This window comes from Xenorhabdus indica, assembly GCF_014467235.1.
In the GTDB taxonomy this organism is placed as follows: Bacteria; Pseudomonadota; Gammaproteobacteria; order Enterobacterales; family Enterobacteriaceae; genus Xenorhabdus; species Xenorhabdus indica.
In genome coordinates this window covers 108,179-122,671 of sequence record NZ_NKHP01000010.1, presented here as the reverse complement: position 1 = coordinate 122,671, position 14,493 = coordinate 108,179, and the positions used below count along the sequence as shown (strand labels likewise).

The following is a 14,493-nucleotide window of genomic DNA, read 5'->3' as shown; positions in this document are numbered from 1 at the left end:
TCCATAAAAGAAAAGCGGCCAATGTTATTACAACATTGGCCGCTAAAATTACAATGATTATCAGCCTCTAACAAGGCATCAGCTTATAAAATATATTAAGCTGTCTGCTGCTTCTGACGGCTACGCGCCGTATGGCGCATCAGGACAAACATAATGGACAGAATAAAGCCAATAAAACCAGCACCAACCAGAATCAACAGACGTTTAGGTGAATCTTTCGTGGTTGGCTCATAAGGCTCCTGCATATATCTGAATGGCTGGAAATCAAGTTTATCAATATTGACAGTTTCCAGATTTTTGATATACAAAAGACGGTTACGCAAATCTGCATCTATCGTTGTTGAATCGGTAATTCCTTCAGTAATCTGCAACTTTCGTTGCAACGCATCGGAACCTAATGCAATTGAATAATCGGGATCATCCTTAATGATAGCACCACCATTAGAGACCGGTTTTTTGATACCCGCAGAGTTGGCGATGGAAATCGCATACTTCAATCGTTCAATATCCGTAGCACGCATATTTGTGATACGGGCTAAATCAATCTCATAGAGTTTTTTCGAGTAAGCCAGCTTCTGACGCACTGTATCGTTCAGTTCATCTTTCACCTGATCCCGCACAACTGCGGAGACAAATTTGATATAGCCAGATAACAGTTTGTAAGAATCTTCCGCCGTACCGGCACTAAAAGAGAGCGTTGTTTCATAAAACTCGTCATCTTTATCTTTTTTAGGCACGGAAGAGGAAATATTTTTATTTACAATCTGTTCGATCAAACTTCTTTTGCTCTGGGCAGTAATTTCATCTTTATTAGCAAGCAGTGCTTTGAAATAATCAGTATCCACCAAATATTCTTCACGTAATACACGTGAATTATAGTTTTCAACAAAACGCTTATATAACGATTCTTCTGTCAGGTTTGATTCGAGATTAAGAACATGCAACTCTGTTAATGCGTTCTTTAATGGCTGAAACTCTTCCAGCCCTGGTTGCACCACCGCAGCCGTACTGGTCCATTTTTGTGGCAAGAATGATGCAACACCAAAGCCAATGACGGCAAATACAAAGGATACTGCAATAATCAAATATTTTGATTGAAAAATTACGGAGAACAATTCAAACAGATCAATTTCATCTTCTTGCCTTGAATGATAATCTGCATGCCCCTCATAAAAATCTGCGTGCTTAACTGGTTTATTACTCATTATCTACATTTCCAATCCAAAATAATTTTGCTTCTCAATTGTTGCCCGCCGAGTTTCTACTCCATACTCACGGAATTCGTTGATTTTGAAGCAATATCCTTAAAAAATCACACAACTCGCAAAACATATGCTGGTTAACTATAGGCAAAAATATCCGTATCTACTAAGGTCTTGCCAACATGGAGTTCGATAACAATCCATGATTGCCAACAATTCATTATCTGGCGATGTTATTGACCAATTGCTCGAACAGCGAAATGTGTGCCTCATTATCGTTAAGTGCAGGTATATATTCAAACTTTTTTCCACCTGCGCCCAAAAAAACAACTTTATTCTGTTGCTTAATTTCTTCCAATGTCTCAAGACAATCAGATGCAAACCCCGGACATAGTACCTGAACATGTTTTACACCTTGTTTTGGCAGCGATGCCATTGTCTTATCCGTGAAGGGGGTTAACCATGGCAAACGACCAAAACGTGATTGGTAGGTCATCATAATTCTATCTGCCGGATAATCCAACACTTGCGACAAAAACTCAGTTGTTGCCAGGCAATCTTTTGGATAAATATCCCCCATCTTAACTAAACGTTCAGGAATGCCATGGTAAGAAAGAATAAGGCGGTCGGGCTGACCATGCTTTTCAAAACTTTGCTCTACTGTTTCCTTCAGCGCAGCAATGTAAGCAGGGTGCCTTGCATAACCACGGATAAAATTCAAATGAGGAATGGTACGATATCCCTGCAATATTTTGCTGATACTGTCAAATACAGCTGCCGATGTTGTACTGGAATATTGGGGATAAAGAGGAAGTATGATGAAATGATCAATACCTTGCTGTAACAAAGTATCTACTGCCTGAGGTAAAGAAGGTGAGCCATAAGTCATCCCCAGAACCACAGGAATATTACCCAGCTTTTCACTCAATCGTTTTTGTTGGCGAATACTATAAGCCAGTAAAGGAGAGCCCTCTTCTGTCCAGATTTCCTCGTATAGTTTAGCGACACGGGAAGAACGGAAGGGAAGAATAACACCGTGTAAGAATGGCTTCCAAATCAACGCAGGGATATCTACCACCCGTCGGTCACTTAGGAATTTCGCCAAATAACGTCTGATTGCTGCTGGTGTAGGCTCATCTGGCGTGCCAAGATTGACCAATATAACACCATAATTGCGATTACTCATTCCTCAACACTCCATCAAAATGACTGGTAATCAAAAATAAAACACTATGATAGTCACATATTACATTTTATGGAGCGAGAGTTTCATGGTATGTGAGGTAAAAGTCAGGCGGCATTCACACCGCCTGCTCTAACTGTTTAGAATTAAAATGAATCAAGAACCGACTGTATAATTAGCCCAGGATTCTGGCTAATTCTTCACTGACTTCAGATACCTGACGGGTTCCATCAAGTTTGAAGTATTTTGTATTACCGTCCTGAGCTTCTTGTTGGTAATAAGAAACCAAAGGGGCTGTTTGTGCATGGTATTCAACCAGGCGTTTACGAACTGTATCTTCCTGATCGTCTTTACGAACAGTCAATTCTTCGCCTGTAATATCGTCGTGGTTTTCCACTTTTGGTGGATTAAATTTGATATGGTAAACACGGCCTGATGGTGCATGTACACGACGACCAATAATGCGTTCAACGATAATGTCGTCTGGAACACCAAATTCCAGCACATAATCAACCTTGATACCCGCTTCTTTCATAGCATCAGCCTGAGGAATGGTACGTGGGAACCCATCCAACAAGAACCCATTACGGCAATCATCTTGTTTGATACGCTCTTTAACCAAGGCAATCACCAGCTCGTCAGTGACCAGTTTGCCATTATCCATCAATTCCTTTGCTTTTAAACCTAACTCGGTACCTGCCTTTACTGCGGCACGCAACATGTCACCTGTCGAAATCTGGGGGATCCCAAATTTCTCCATGATAAATTGCGCCTGAGTCCCCTTACCGGCGCCTGGCGCGCCCAGCAGAATAATACGCATCGCGTAAATCCCCTTGCTATTTGCTTTTCGTATTTTTAAAAGAAAACGAACCACCATACCATTGGAATGGGGGATGGCTCAAGAAAACAGGTAAACGTTTTCGCATTAATCAAAAAATAAACCACGCTCAATTTTCGGTTGAAGCGTGGTTTATTGCCATAATTTCAATGAAATTATGCTTGTTCAGCGGATAATAATTGATTCATACGACGAATGAATTGGTTTGGATCTTCCAATGTGCCACGTTCGGCAAACAATGCCTGATCCAGCAATAATTCTATCCAGTCAGCAAACTGAGTATCATCCTGAATGTCAGCCGCTCTTTTCACCAGGTTATGCTCCGGGTTCAGTTCAAAATTATAACTAACTTCTGGCACTGACTGACCTGCTGCTGCAAACAGTTTTGCCATTTGAGTCGTCATTCCGTTGGCATCGGTGGTGACTATCGCCGGAGTATCAGTCAATCGATGAGTCAATTTAACTTCTTTCACACGCTCACCAAGCAGTGTCTTCACGCGTTCAACGAATGGTTCTAGTTTTTTATCTTCTTCTTCCTGCTCGGCTTTGTTCTCATCAGCCAGTTTATCAAGGGATTCATCAGCCTTACTGACTGATTGGAATGATTTACCATCGAACTCAGTCAGATAGCTCATCATCCATTCATCGATGCGGTCGGACAACAACAGAACTTCAATGCCTTTCTTACGGAACAGTTCCAGATGTGGGCTATTCTTCGCCGCAGCATAACTATCAGCCGTAATGTAGTAAATCTTCTCCTGACCTTCAGCCATGCGGCTAACGTATTCTTCCAGAGAAACAGTTTGTGAAGAGCTGTCATTGTGAGTGGTGGCAAAACGCAGTAACTTAGCGATAGCTTCTCTGTTTCCACCATCTTCAGCGGGGCCTTCTTTCAACACCAGACCAAACTGCTGCCAGAAAGTTTGGTATTTCTCTGCGTCATCTTTTGCCAGTTTATCCAGCATTTGCAATACGCGTTTAGTCAATGCACTACGCAGATTACGGGTGATGGAACTATCTTGCAGAATTTCACGGGAAACGTTCAATGGCAGATCGTTAGAATCAATTAGGCCACGGACAAAACGCAGATAATTTGGCATGAATTGTTCAGCTTCATCCATGATGAATACACGCTGCACATACAGTTTCAAACCATGTTTATGTTCACGGTTCCACAAATCCCACGGAGCTTGAGAAGGGATATACAGTAAGCTGGTGTATTCCTGCTTACCTTCAACACGATTGTGGCTCCAGCTTAGAGGATCAGCGAAATCATGGGAGATATGTTTATAGAATTCTTTATACTCATCATCGCTGATTTCAGCTTTACCACGAGTCCACAAGGCTTGAGCTTTATTGATTTTTTCCCATGCGACAGTAACTGAATCGTCTTCTTCGTTTTTAGTTTGGGTTTCAATTTCAACAGGTAAAGCAATGTGATCAGAGTATTTGCCAATGATAGAACGTAGACGCCAGTCGTTAAGGAACTCGTTTTCCCCCTCGCGCAGATGCAAGGTAATTTCTGTACCACGATCTGTCTTTTCAATATCTGCAACTGTGTAATCACCTTCACCGGTCGATTCCCAGAATACACCTTGTTCTGCCTTCGCACCTGCTGCACGGGTACGTACGGTCACTTTATCAGCAACAATAAAGGAAGAATAAAAACCAACACCAAATTGTCCAATCAACTGGCTATCTTTAGCCTGGTCAGAGCCGATAGATTCAAGAAATGCCTTAGTACCGGATTTTGCAATCGTTCCCAGATTATCGATCACTTCATCACGGGTCATACCAATACCATTATCGCTAATGGTGATAGTTTTCTTCTCTTGATCTAAAGCCAGACGAACACGTAGCTCAGCATCATTCTCGTACAATTCAGGCGCAGATAATGCTCGAAAGCGTAATTTATCAGCAGCATCTGATGCGTTTGAAATCAGTTCACGGAGAAAAATTTCTTTATTGGAATAGAGAGAGTGGATCATCAACTGCAATAATTGTTTAACTTCAGACTGAAATCCACGGGTTTCCTGATCTTTCATGCTCATTTATTACCTCAATCTAAATCCAGTTCAGATATGTAAAATCGGAAGATGGTAATCAGATGGGGATAAAACCTGAAAGTTTCAAGCTCAGATAACAAGAAGAATGTGAAATTAATTATATAACTCAGTAAAAACAATAAGTTAAATAAAGCATTATGGATGGTGGCGTTCTCTGCAACACCACCCATTGGAATTTCCCATTAAAAATAATGAGAGAGCAATCACAAATCAGTAATTTTCTGTCGGCCAGCAAGAGAATGGGACAGTGTTGTTCCATCTACCATTTCGAGTTCCCCCCCAACGGGAACACCATGAGCAATACGACTGGCAGTCACACCATATTGTGAGCACATTTCCGCAATATAGTTTGCCGTTGCCTCTCCTTCGACAGTCGGGTTGGTTGCCAGAATAATTTCTGACAGAGTTTCAGAAGACAAACGCTCTTCCAAGCGATCCAACCCAATATCCATTGGACCAATACCATCCAACGGCGATAAATGCCCCATAAGGACAAAATAACGCCCTGCAAATTGACCGGTCTGTTCAATTGCGTGGATATCCGCGGGGCTTTCCACCACGCAGATTTGACCATTTTGCTGGCGACGGGGATTGGCACAAATTGTGCATTGTTCCTGCTCTGTAAATGTCCGGCAGTCCTGACAATGACCAATTTCAGACATGGCGCGCGTCAATGCTTGCGCAAGCCGCATACCGCCACTGCGATCCCGTTGTAAAAGATGAAACGCCATTCGTTGTGCCGATTTAGGACCTACGCCCGGTAAGCAACGCAATGCTTCCATCAAGGATTCAAGAAGAGGACTGGTTTGCATCAGAAAGGCATCTTAAAGCCAGGTGGCAATTGCATTCCACTGGAAACACTGGCCATTTTTTCTTTTTGAGTTTCTTCAATACGGCGGGCCGCATCATTGAATGCCGCAGCAATCAAATCTTCCAACATATCCTTATCATCATCCATCAGGCTTGGATCGATTTCGATTCGACGGCAGTTATGTGCACCATTAATGGTAACTTTCACCAGACCAGCACCAGATTCACCGGTCACTTCCAGATTTGCAATTTCTTCCTGCATTTTCTGCATTTTTTCTTGCATCTGCTGGGCCTGTTTCATCAAATTGCCCAAACCACCTTTACCAAACATAATTTTCTCTCTTTGCTGTAGACACAGTATAAATACACACTGCGGGGTTAAACAGGCCGGATACTTTCTTCATCCAATTCTGCATCGAATAACTGCTGAAGTGTTTGAATCGTTCTATCCGAAATAATGGATTGGCGAGCTTGTGCCAATTTTTCTTCATAAATCGCTTGTCGCCACTCCAACGGTGTTTTTACCGCTGGATTATCATCTTCAATGATACTGAGTTCAATAGGTTTACCATGTAATTCACTCAATGCTTCAGTTAACGTTTTCTGTGCTGATGCTGAATTAAGATGACGTTGTTTTGAACGTAAATGAAGGCAGAACTGGCTTTCGTTAATCTGCTCTTTAAATGCATTCAATGCCACCTGTTGAACCAGTTTTGGAATATTTAAGTTATCAATTTCAGCGGTCCATGGATCTCTTTGCTTAGATTCAACAGCCAACTTTTCCACCAATTCTGGTGTCTTTTCATATTCAAGCGCTGATTTGATCGCTTTTGGTGTTGTAGCAACTGGTTTTTTTTCAATATTTTTAGCGCGCCAGCGATAAGCTTCTTGTTTTACAAGTTTAGATTCCCGCGCCTCGGGAATAAAAGATTGCGGCCGCTGTTCAGCCACCGTAACCAATCGCTCCAATGCCGAACTTGCCGACTTCGCCTTCACAGACGCTGCCGGCTCAGCCTTTTTTGGAGGATCGTTTCCTTGGCGAGAAAGCAGATTCCTCGCTTGCAGTAATTTTGCTGTCGGACTGTCAGCTACCGATTCTGCCTCTGATGTCTGAGGCATTTTTTGTTCAGTAGATTTTTTGCTGACAATATTGTCAGGGACAACATGATTGTCAGGCACAATATGGTCAGGTACAGAATTATTTTGCCCAGAATTATTAAGTTTGGATTGAGCTATAAGACGCTGCTGTGCAGGTGTTGATGCTGCAATAGCCGATGCAGTAGGCATTTCTACATTATGGGATTCCGGCATTTCCTCAATAACTGTTTTGGGATGAAACGCCAAAGCACGCAATAATGCCATTTCAACTCCCATTCTACGCTCCGGCGCATAGGGGAGATCTTTACGACCAACCAATAAAGCCTGGTAATAGAGTTGTAAATCGCTAGGTGAAATTGATTTCGCCAGCAATCGCAAACGCCCTTCTGTTGAAGACGATTCTATATCTGATCGCTGAGGCAGCAATTGGATCATGGCTATGCGATGTAACAACGATAACATCTCGACCAGGAGATTTTCCCAATCCATACCACGTGCTGCAACCTGATCAACCAGAGCCATAAGCACCTGCCCATCAGCACGAACTAGCGCTTCTATCATTTCCAGAGGCTGTTCATCATCCAGCGTGCCTAGCATCTGGCTGACAATCTCTGCTGTCAGTTTTCCTCCACCGAGAGCAATGGCCTGATCGGCCAGACTTAATGCATCACGCATACTGCCATCCGCCGCACGAGCCAATAGCTGACGGGCCCGAGCTTCGCTCTCTATTTGTTCGGCCTTAAGTACATGCTCCAATTGGCCACTGATTTGATTAACATCCAGTGCCTTCAAATGAAATTGCAAACAACGTGAAAGAATAGTTACCGGCAATTTCTGCGGATCAGTCGTTGCCAACAGAAATTTCACATGTTCTGGCGGTTCTTCCAATGTCTTGAGTAAGGCATTGAAGCTATGACGTGACAGCATGTGAACTTCGTCAATAAGATAAACTTTGAAACGCCCTCTGGCAGGCGCATACTGCACGTTATCCAGCAATTCACGAGTATCTTCTACTTTTGTTCGCGAAGCAGCGTCAATTTCTATCAGATCAACAAATCGTCCCTGCTCAATTTCAAGGCAGTTTGTACACTGACCACAAGGGGTTTTTGTGATACCTGTTTCACAATTCAGCCCCTTTGCTAACAGACGCGCAATAGTTGTTTTTCCCACACCACGAGTGCCGGAAAAAAGATAAGCATGATGGAGGCGCTGGTGTTCAAGACCATTAGCCAATGCAGTCAACACATGTTGCTGACCAATCACATCAGAAAATATTTGTGGGCGCCACTTACGGGCAAGTACCTGATAGCTCATGAATACCGAGGAGATTGAACACGACTGTCTATTATGCTAGCACAGCCTCACCATGGACGGCGAGGCTGAAGTATCAATTATACAAAAATCAGAACAATCAGTGTCCAGGAAACTCGACGAGAATGTAGCTGTCAACACCCTGATTTTTCAAACGCTCTGCACCACCCAAATCAGGTAAGCCAATGATAAAAGCTGCTTCAGAAACCTCGCCACCAAGACGGCGGATTAAGCGAACTGTTGCTTCGATTGTACCACCAGTTGCAAGCAGGTCATCAATAACGAGAACTTTATCTTCGGCGTTGATACTGTCTTTATGAATTTCTAATGTATCAGTGCCATATTCCAGATCATAAGTTTCACTTAATATTTCTCTGGGTAATTTTCCTTTTTTACGGACAGGAACAAACCCCACTCCCAAACGCAGTGCTACAGGTGCTCCAAACAAAAAACCACGCGCTTCAGTACCGACAATTTTGGTGATACCTTTTCCCTCAAAATGAGCGACCAATAAATCAATCGTCGCCTGGTATGCAGCAGGATTATCCAATAGCGTAGTAATATCACGGAAAAGTATGCCTGCTTTGGGATAATCAGGTATTGTTTCAATACTATCTTTAATAAATTGCAGTTTTTGTGCGTTAGCGGTCATAATTAATGCCAGCCAGTTAAAAAAATGAAAGCGCTAAAATCTATGAAAACTACCGGAAAAAAGCAACAACAAAGCACGTTGCTGATTATATTTGTTGATATGTATCAAACTTAACCTCTATGACGTTCGGCATCGTTGTTAAACATAACTTTGATGATCGGATGGCATAGAATTTAACAAGAAGATTATTGACTATAACGGGATACTGATGGGTATACAAAATTTATTAGATGTGCTTGAAAAACAAATCAGTATGCTGGCAACCGAGTTAACTTCCCTGCCAGATACCCCATTTTCAATTGCTCGTTTTGATCAGGCTTTATTTCATCACCACAGCAATAAACTCAGTGGATATATGCAGGAAATTAACCAGAATATGGTTCAGTTAAGACATTGTGTCAGAAACAATCGCACTGTACAGGTCAAGTTTCTTTCTGAACGTTTAGTAATACAAATTGAAGCTCTAAAAAGAGAATTATCCACCCAATCACTGCGCAGGCAAGAAGATCAGTTTGATCGACAGTCACAAGAGCGAGATCTTTACCAACGTTTAGCCGAACATCAAGATTATGAACGCCGTTTAATGGCAATGATTGATGATCGTGAGTTACAACTAAATCAACAAGTTGTATTAGCAAATAAATATAAACTGCAAAAAGAAATCGCCGCTCTGGCAGGAAGGCTTGCTCGTTGCCGTCAGGCATTGATGCGTATAGAAAAAGCGATAGAAAAGCAGGAACATTCAGATTAATTAGAGGAATAATCGTGATGGTTTTCGAAAATGCACCCGCTGAAGTTAAACTTGCAGTAGATCTTATTTATCTACTCGAATGCAATGAAATTTCCCCTGAAATCGCATTAGCTGCATTAGAAATCGTTAAACATGACTTTCAAGGGAAACTAAAACAAGAGTCTCAACAATCTGAGAAAAATGCCTGATAAACAATCATCAGGCATATTTTTTTAAAGTCATTTTTTTAAAATCATTCCTTAAGGTAAGAGAGGCTTGTCGTCAGAGGCTGGATGTTCATCTGAATAACGTTGACCACTGCTCATGAAGGGCTGAGCCACAGAATTTTGAACCATCGTCTTTTGAACTTCTTGCAGGCTATTTCCCTGTCCATTATGCAAATAGACTTCCAACTGATTGAACGCAATATTGATATCATTTTCCCGGCACAATTTATCTATACTGCGGTTAACTTCATCAACCGTGCGACTGCGATCACCTAATTCCCGCACATATAACCTTAATTCATGATCCAGTGTGCTAGCCCCGAAACTCATGAAATAAACCTGAGGTTCTGGTTCGTTCATGACGCGGGGGTTACTTTTCGCCGCCTGTAACATCACTTCTTTCACCTTATCGAGATCAGAACCATATGCAACACCCACCTTAATGATAATACGGGTGATTGTGTCAGAAAGTGTCCAGTTAATCAGGCGCTCTGTAACAAATGCCCGATTAGGAATAATGACCTCTTTACGATCAAAATCAGTAATTGTTGTTGCACGAATACGGATTTTACTGACTGAACCAGAATATGTTCCTATAGTAACGGTATCGCCGATACGAACAGGACGTTCAAACAAGATAATCAAACCTGAAACGAAATTGGCAAAGATTTCCTGTAATCCAAATCCCAACCCCACCGAAAGTGCTGCTGCCAGCCACTGTAATTTATTCCATGAAACACCCAGTGTTGCCAGTGCACTAATCCCCCCAACACCGATGATAAAATAAGTCAACGTTGTCTTAATGGCATAAGAAGAACCCTGTTGTAACTGTAAACGGGATAGTACCAATACTTCCAACAAACCCGGCAAGTTTCTCATCATAACCCATGAAATAACCAGCATAGCTATGGAAAGAGCCAAATCTTTCAAGGTGACGTGTTGCAGGACATTTCCTAGCTCTGTTGCCGTACTGTATTGCCACAGATTAATTCCATCAAGGTAAGAGAATACCGTCACCAAGTCAGACCAAGTCCAGTAAAATGCCATAAAAAAGATCAGAAACAGCACCATCGTGGTTAAACGTAATGATTGCTGATTAATGAGATCCAATGCCATTGGTGGTTCTTCCACCACTTCACCCTCTGCACCTTCTTTTGCCTGAGCCTGACGGCGGGCAACCGCCCGGCGATACGCAATACTACGTGCTGCAAGGCTTAATCCACGCAGACAGGACTGATAGCAAATATGCCAGAGAAGTAGCAGATAACCACTGTAAAGCCAGCGTTCAGATAAACGTAATGTCGTATAGAAGTAGCCGGATACCGTTAGCACAATGAGAACCAACGGGGCAAAAGTCAATGTTGTTACCACGATGGTTTGGATCATATGCGAACTTTTTTCACGCCATACTTGACGGCAGAATGGAAAAATAAAAATGAAAACAAAGAACAGACAAATCAGTACCGTACATTGACCAATAACATCATCAGATAACCGAAGTGGATGTTTAACGCCCAGGGTTACCCAAAACAGAAGCGGCAATAAAGCGAGTGACAATCTCGCGAGGTTTTTGCGAAATAGTGAACACAATTCTTTATTCAGTGAGAAATGCTGTTCTCCCAGCCCCCCTTTATCCAGAATTTGATAACTGCATCTATAGACAATCCAGAATAACGCCAATTGACGGGAAAATCCCCAAACCAACTCTCCTAACTCATCACCTGACTTCGAGTACCAGTAACCTATTGCCAGAATAATAAAAGCCAGAGGCAATGTCTTTATCAGCGTCAGAATCAAGGCCAGTGGAGTATGTAATTGACTATCCCTGCGTAGTTGCCCTACCTCAGCAGAAATTTTCTTTAGTTGCACATTAATACTTTTTGTCTGCCAGCGTAAAAACAGCCCTACAAGTAAAAGGGGAATAACAAAGTGAATGGAATTCTGCAACCCGGTGATAAGCCCGCTGATCGTAAAATGAATATTAAAATGCGTCAGCTCCTCATGAGCTAATGCTGGCAGTGATTTCAACCATGCCCAGTTCATAGGCTTATTGCTATTAACCCAGAAAATCTGCTGGACAAGCGTCTGTTCCAGCGATTGACTCACATCCAATAACTCCTGTTGATCCATCTGCAAATTAATAGCGTGTGTAATCTGCTGACCAAGCAAGTTATTCAGTTGGTTCAATAAATCCCGGCGGATCTCAAGCAATTGCTCTATCGCATTACGAATTTCCCCAACCATCTCTTGAGGCTCATTTTGTATCTCACTAACATGTTGGTTCAATAGTTGATTGATATAGTCATTAACCAAGTAAAGCTGATCACGTTGCTGAGCAATCTCAAACTGTTCTAACCGCAAGTCGGCAATTTTCGTTGGTAAGTCCTTTGTCAGGACATTTCGGGGTACTTTGAGCTGTTCCTGAAACAAAATGCGTGATAACAATAAGCTTCCACGTAACACTTTAACTTGCTCTTTCAAACCACGCTCAGATTGGATAGCTCTATCCAGAAAATTCTTTACCTGAATTTTTTTCTGCACTAGTTGGTTATTATCCCGTGTTGCCGCTACCAAACGTTCACTGAGATCTCGATTTATCTCGATTTCTTCCCTGACCAGCGGATTGGACTGAATATGGGGATTAGTATCATCTGAATTCTGCACCTCTTTGGCAGTTTCTTCCGAAACAATTAGGTGTCTTCCATTAACAATATCCTGAATTAACTGGACATACCGCTCCAATTGTTCAATTTGGAAAGAAGTGTAATCACGTTGAAGCTGTAAAAGCGTTTGTAACTGGGTATTGACTTGCAAGGACTCTTTTTGGTAGTCCTTTTGTTGCATCAAGAAAGATTGCTCTACCAATAATAATTCGATTTCGGTATGACGAACCTCAGACTGTTCCGTGATTGCGTTATTAAGCTGATTACGAATTTGCTGCAACCGTTGTACATTATGGTACAGCAAATTTTGTGCTCTTTCTGGCTGCGTTTGTAACCCAATCAGTTGACTATTATAACTGGCGAGATTGTCCTGTGCTTTTTGCAGATTGTTCAGTGTATTGTTCAGTTTAGCTTCAAGCTGTTTCAGAGACAAAGTAGCCAGATTTTGCTTATATTCATTCTCATTCTGTTGGGAATTATTCTTCAGGCTTGCTAATTCAGTGGTGAGCTGTTGTGATTTCTGTGGTAATTCCTGTAAATTTTTTTTAAGTTGCTCAGAATCCAGCTTAACTTGATCTATTTTATCAAAGAAAGAGAGCGTTTTTTCTAAGTCGACTATTGAGGCTTTCTCCTCAACTGTATGCTCCTTACGCTCGGTTAACACTTTAAGTTGATTCTGGATATCATCCCGCGTTGGAACATCACTGCTGAATGCAGCCATAGCTGGATGAAAAAAGCATGACAGCAGAATAAATAAGCTCACCAGCCCTAAAAAGCGAAAATACAGCATCCCAGGTCTTTTATTGCACAAGACCCCCTTATTGAGTACTGCACTCAAATAGTGGTTAAATGGAACCATGAATTCATTTACTCATCGTTTGCAGATAATGGAATGATAGCACTGAAGTGCGGGTAACACTGCTATGTTTATTTTTCAGCTCAGTGTCAAGAACCTGCTCTTGAGAGCATATAATTACTGACCATAATAAAAATTGATTCCATTCATATTTATCTCATGTTATTCAAAATTTGTTTTCTTCAATATGGCGCATGTGATGGCTATATTTTAGTGTATCAATGAAACTATCCACCAGATATACAGATTGCTCCTGAATATTAAAACTGTCCGGCGCAAATAACCAATTCTCCAATAACCCAGTCATTAATGCTCTTAGCATAATAGCTGAACGTTTTGGATCGATATCATGAGGCAACTCTCCCGATTGAATACAAGCAGCCAACACGTCTTCTATTTTTTGATAATCGGAAATACATACCTCCCGAATCTGTTCAGCCAATAAAGACATTTCTCCAACAAACTCACATTTATGGAAAAAAATTTCCATTAACAAACGATTCTGGCAATTACCCGTCATCATTTTTAACAGAAAAATCAACAGAGATCTCAATACAAGGAGTGGATTATTGGGATATTTTGCTTGATACTCTTTTTCAAAAGCATCTATTGTGCTTTCGGGCATTTTACAAGCAGCAAAAAGTAAATCAGTTTTGTTTTTAAAATGCCAATAAATTGCGCCACGTGTTACACCGGCTGCAATTGCGATATCTGATAATGACGTAGCAGAAACGCCACGCTCAGAAAAAACCTTTATCGCAGCTTCTATAATTTGTTGACGAGTTTCTTTAGCTTGCTGTTTAGTTTTTCGTGCCATTTTTATGCCATAGACTTTGTTTTTTAACCGAGGCTAATTT

General features: G+C 41.6%; 12 protein-coding genes. 2 read left to right on the top strand and 10 right to left on the bottom strand.

The window, feature by feature from the left end:
- Window positions 1–95: 95 nt before the first annotated feature.
- The 8 genes from wzz(fepE) to apt all read right to left on the bottom strand — a co-directional run bounded on the left by wzz(fepE) (window position 96) and on the right by apt (window position 9,160).
- Window positions 96–1,205 (bottom strand): LPS O-antigen length regulator Wzz(fepE), encoded by a 1,110-nt coding sequence (wzz(fepE), locus tag Xind_RS09905; RefSeq protein ID WP_187649961.1) that lies wholly within the window; start codon window positions 1,203–1,205, stop codon window positions 96–98.
- A gap of 217 nt (window positions 1,206–1,422) precedes the next feature.
- Complete coding sequence (gene hemH, locus Xind_RS09900; protein ID WP_047679975.1) at window positions 1,423–2,388, bottom strand: ferrochelatase; 966 nt, start codon at window positions 2,386–2,388, stop codon at window positions 1,423–1,425.
- Window positions 2,389–2,560: 172 nt separating this feature from the next.
- On the bottom strand, window positions 2,561–3,205 hold the full coding sequence (adk, locus tag Xind_RS09895; protein ID WP_047679977.1) for an adenylate kinase: 645 nt from the start codon (window positions 3,203–3,205) through the stop codon (window positions 2,561–2,563).
- A 173-nt stretch (window positions 3,206–3,378) separates the two neighbouring features.
- A complete protein-coding gene (htpG, locus tag Xind_RS09890; RefSeq protein ID WP_187649985.1) occupies window positions 3,379–5,268 on the bottom strand; it encodes a molecular chaperone HtpG in 1,890 nt (629 codons plus the stop codon).
- A 224-nt stretch (window positions 5,269–5,492) separates the two neighbouring features.
- Window positions 5,493–6,101: a recombination mediator RecR gene (recR, locus tag Xind_RS09885; RefSeq protein ID WP_038262276.1), complete on the bottom strand. Its 609-nt coding sequence runs from the start codon at window positions 6,099–6,101 to the stop codon at window positions 5,493–5,495.
- Window positions 6,101–6,430: a YbaB/EbfC family nucleoid-associated protein gene (locus Xind_RS09880; RefSeq protein WP_047679982.1), complete on the bottom strand. Its 330-nt coding sequence runs from the start codon at window positions 6,428–6,430 to the stop codon at window positions 6,101–6,103. The genes recR and Xind_RS09880 overlap by 1 nt, the downstream gene beginning before the upstream one ends.
- A 47-nt stretch (window positions 6,431–6,477) precedes the next feature.
- A complete protein-coding gene (gene dnaX, locus Xind_RS09875; protein ID WP_187649960.1) occupies window positions 6,478–8,511 on the bottom strand; it encodes a DNA polymerase III subunit gamma/tau in 2,034 nt (677 codons plus the stop codon).
- Between the two features lie 97 nt (window positions 8,512–8,608).
- Window positions 8,609–9,160, bottom strand: coding sequence for an adenine phosphoribosyltransferase (gene apt / locus Xind_RS09870; RefSeq protein WP_187649959.1), 552 nt, complete (start codon window positions 9,158–9,160; stop codon window positions 8,609–8,611).
- A gap of 208 nt (window positions 9,161–9,368) precedes the next feature.
- On the opposite strand from apt, the gene priC reads away from it, so the two are divergent.
- On the top strand, window positions 9,369–9,911 hold the full coding sequence (gene priC / locus Xind_RS09865) for a primosomal replication protein PriC (RefSeq protein ID WP_047679988.1): 543 nt from the start codon (window positions 9,369–9,371) through the stop codon (window positions 9,909–9,911).
- A gap of 17 nt (window positions 9,912–9,928) precedes the next feature.
- Window positions 9,929–10,099 carry a pleiotropic regulatory protein RsmS gene (gene rsmS / locus Xind_RS09860; protein WP_187649984.1) on the top strand — a complete coding sequence of 57 codons (171 nt, stop codon included), beginning with the start codon at window positions 9,929–9,931 and terminating at the stop codon, window positions 10,097–10,099.
- 51 nt (window positions 10,100–10,150) lie between these two features.
- On the opposite strand, the gene mscK is transcribed toward rsmS, so the two are convergent.
- Window positions 10,151–13,570 (bottom strand): mechanosensitive channel MscK, encoded by a 3,420-nt coding sequence (gene mscK, locus Xind_RS09855; RefSeq protein WP_246432504.1) that lies wholly within the window; start codon window positions 13,568–13,570, stop codon window positions 10,151–10,153.
- Between the two features lie 232 nt (window positions 13,571–13,802).
- Window positions 13,803–14,453 carry a multidrug efflux transporter transcriptional repressor AcrR gene (gene acrR, locus Xind_RS09850; protein ID WP_047685651.1) on the bottom strand — a complete coding sequence of 217 codons (651 nt, stop codon included), beginning with the start codon at window positions 14,451–14,453 and terminating at the stop codon, window positions 13,803–13,805.
- Window positions 14,454–14,493: the final 40 nt, after the last annotated feature.

Coding starts and splice junctions, on each gene's coding strand:
- acrR (WP_047685651.1), bottom strand. CDS start 14,453: ATGGCACGAAAAACTAAACAGCAAGCTAAAGAAACTCGTCAACAAATT.
- hemH (WP_047679975.1), bottom strand. CDS start 2,388: ATGAGTAATCGCAATTATGGTGTTATATTGGTCAATCTTGGCACGCCA.
- adk (WP_047679977.1), bottom strand. CDS start 3,205: ATGCGTATTATTCTGCTGGGCGCGCCAGGCGCCGGTAAGGGGACTCAG.
- recR (WP_038262276.1), bottom strand. CDS start 6,101: ATGCAAACCAGTCCTCTTCTTGAATCCTTGATGGAAGCATTGCGTTGC.
- rsmS (WP_187649984.1), top strand. CDS start 9,929: ATGGTTTTCGAAAATGCACCCGCTGAAGTTAAACTTGCAGTAGATCTT.
- Xind_RS09880 (WP_047679982.1), bottom strand. CDS start 6,430: ATGTTTGGTAAAGGTGGTTTGGGCAATTTGATGAAACAGGCCCAGCAG.
- priC (WP_047679988.1), top strand. CDS start 9,369: ATGGGTATACAAAATTTATTAGATGTGCTTGAAAAACAAATCAGTATG.
- mscK (WP_246432504.1), bottom strand. CDS start 13,570: ATGCTGTATTTTCGCTTTTTAGGGCTGGTGAGCTTATTTATTCTGCTG.
- apt (WP_187649959.1), bottom strand. CDS start 9,160: ATGACCGCTAACGCACAAAAACTGCAATTTATTAAAGATAGTATTGAA.
- htpG (WP_187649985.1), bottom strand. CDS start 5,268: ATGAAAGATCAGGAAACCCGTGGATTTCAGTCTGAAGTTAAACAATTA.
- dnaX (WP_187649960.1), bottom strand. CDS start 8,511: ATGAGCTATCAGGTACTTGCCCGTAAGTGGCGCCCACAAATATTTTCT.